The organism is Rhizobium alarense (genome assembly GCF_021555155.1).
GTDB lineage: Bacteria > Pseudomonadota > Alphaproteobacteria > Rhizobiales > Rhizobiaceae > Rhizobium_D > Rhizobium_D alarense.
Window position 1 is genome coordinate 1 of sequence record NZ_JAKGBU010000090.1, and the last position, 2,848, is coordinate 2,848.

General features: G+C 68.0%; 1 protein-coding gene. It reads right to left on the reverse strand.

Annotation, left to right across the window (positions count from 1 at the left end):
- Positions 1–254: 254 nt before the first annotated feature.
- Positions 255–2,848: bifunctional [glutamine synthetase] adenylyltransferase/[glutamine synthetase]-adenylyl-L-tyrosine phosphorylase (locus LXM94_RS21650; protein ID WP_235773553.1), on the reverse strand; the 2,594-nt coding region annotated here is incomplete at its 5' end.

Consider the following 2,848-nt stretch of genomic DNA (forward strand, 5'->3'; position numbering starts at 1 on the left):
GGATTGCGACACTGCCGGTGGCCGACAGACGGGCCACCCGGAGGGCCGGGCACTTTTGGCCTGCGGACGGCGTCGAAAATCCTTGCCGGACCGAAAGGTCCGGCTGCGGTTTTCTCCTGGCCGCAGGCCAAAATCGCTCCGGCGCAATCGCTCAATATCAGTGCAGGCTGGTATGACTCCGCGGTAGCTTCCGTCCGGGGAAGCGGCATGCCCGCCGGACAGGAAGAGGCGTTGCAGATGGACCCGCCAGGCGGTCATCCCTTGCCGACCGTCTTCACGAAGATTTTCCGCACCGCCTTCGACTGGCGGCGCAGCTCCGCCTCCAGAACGCGGATGTCCGGGCTGTCGCCGGCCCGGCAGACGAGGTCGACGAGCCCGGCGGGCGCCTCCTTGGGGTCGAAGGCACCGCCGACGCAGAGCCGGACGATCTGCGAGATGCGCGTGTAGAGATCGAGCGCCGAGAGAACGGTGGCCCGTTCGTCCTCCGCCAGCCCTGCGGCGTGATGGACCAGCGCGTCGTGCGTCGACGCCACGCGGTCCATTGCCGGCAGGCCGCGCGCCGGTGCGACGAGCGCCAGGTATTGCGCGATGAATTCGATGTCGATCAGGCCGCCCGGAATGTGCTTCAGGTCCCAGATGTCGCGCGCCGGCTTTTCCTTGTCGATCAGCGCCCGCATTTCGGCGACGTCGGCGGCGATCTTCGGACTGTCCCGCCGGCGGCCGAGCACCGCGTGCATGATCGCTTCCGCCTCCTGCCGCAGGCTCGCGTCGCCGCAGACCACCCGTGCCCGGGTCAGCGCCATGTGCTCCCATGTCCATGCCTCCTCCGCCTGGTATTTCGAAAAGGCGGTGATGCGGGTCGCAACCGGACCCTTGTTGCCGGACGGACGAAGCCGCATGTCGACCTCGTAGAGCACGCCCTCGGCCGTCGGGGCCGAAAGCGCCGCGATCAGGCGCTGGGTGATGCGGGTGAAATAGCGCGTCGAATCGAGCGGTTTGGCGCCATCCGATTCACCGGCTGCGTCGTCGTAGTCATAGAGCAGGATGAGATCGACGTCGGAGCCCGCGGTCAGCTCGTAACTGCCGAGCTTGCCCATGCCGAGCACGGCGAGGCGACCGCCCGGAAAGACGCCGTGCGCCGTCTCGATCTCGCGCCGGACGGCCGTCAGCGCCGCCTCGACGATCAGGTCGGCGAGATGGGTGAAGGCGCGGGCGGCCCGTTCGGCGGGGATCGCCCCGGTCAGCAACCGGATGCCGATCAGGAAGCGCTGCTCGGCCGCGATGATGCGCAGCCGGTCGAGCACCTCCTCGTAGTGCCGGGCTCCCGCCACGAACCCCTCGATGCGCTCGGCGAGATAGGCGCGCGTCGGCAGTTCGGCGAGCAGCGCGGGGTCGAGCATGCCGTCGAACACATGCGGCTTAGCGGCAATGATATCGGCAAGCCGCGGCGCCGCCGACATGATGGTGACGATCAGCGAAAGCAGCGCCGGATTGTTGCTGAGCAGCGAGAAGAGCTGGATGCCGGCCGGCAGGCCGGAGAGGAACTGGTCGAAACGCAGCAGCGCCTCGTCGGCCCGCTTGTTCTCGCCGAAGACGCGCAGGAGTTCCGGCATCAGCTCCGTCAGCCGCTCCCGCGCCTCGACGGACTGCGTCGCCCGATACCGGCCGTAATGCCAGGTGCGGATGGTGCGCGAGATGTCCGCCGGCCGTTCGAAGCCGAGCCGCTTCAGCGTCTCCAGCGTGTCCGGATCGTCGTTCTGGCCGGTGAAGACGAGGTTGCCGGTCTCGCTCGCGAGATCGGTCTCCTGCTCGAAAAGCGTGGCATAGCGCCGCTCGACCGTCTGCAGGGTCTCGACCATGCTCCGGGAAAAGTCCGCCGTGGTCCCGAAGCCCATCATGAAGGCGATGCGTTTCAGTTCCGCCTCGGTTTCCGGCAAAAGGTGGCTCTGTTCGTCGCGCACCATCTGGATGCGATGCTCCACATCGCGCAGGAACCAGTAGGCTCCTACCAGTTCGGCGGCCGTCTCGGCGTCGATCCAGTTCGCATTGGCGAGCGCATGCAGCATGGCCTCGGTGCCGCGCAGGCGCAGCGCCGGCAGACGTCCGCCGGCGATCAGCTGCTGGGTCTGCACGAAGAACTCGATCTCGCGGATGCCGCCGCGGCCGAGTTTGACATTGTGGCCCCGGACCGCGATCTCGCCGTGGCCCTTGTGCGTGTGGATCTGCCGCTTGATCGAGTGGATGTCGGCGATCGCCGCATAGTCGAGATATTTGCGGAAGACGAAGGGGGTGAGCTCGCGCAGGAACGCCGCACCGGCCTTCAGGTCGCCCGCCACCGGCCGTGCCTTGATGAAGGCCGCCCGCTCCCAGTTCTGCCCGCGCCCCTCGTAATAGACGAGGGCGGACTCGGTGGAGATGGCAAGCGGCGTCGCTCCCGGGTCGGGCCGCAGCCTCAGGTCGGTGCGGAAGACGTAACCGTCGGCGGTGCGCTCCTGCAGCATGCGCACGAGCCGGCGGATCATCCGCGCGAAGGTCTCCGTCGCCTCGCCCGGGTCGGCGACGATCCCGGCTTGCGGCTCGAAGAAGACGACGAGGTCGATGTCGGAGGAATAGTTGAGTTCGTTGGCGCCGAGCTTGCCCATGCCGAGCACGATGAGTCCCGATCCCCCGCTCGGCTTCGACCGGTCGGCGATCCTGATCTTGCCGCTGTCGGCGGCGGCGAGCAGCAGGTGGTCGATGGCGGCGGAGGTGGCGGCTTCGGCAAGGTCGCTCAGGAGATGCGTCGTCTGGCGGCCGTCGGCGAGCCGCGCGAGATCGGCGAGCGCCAGCAGGAAGGCCGTCTCGCGCT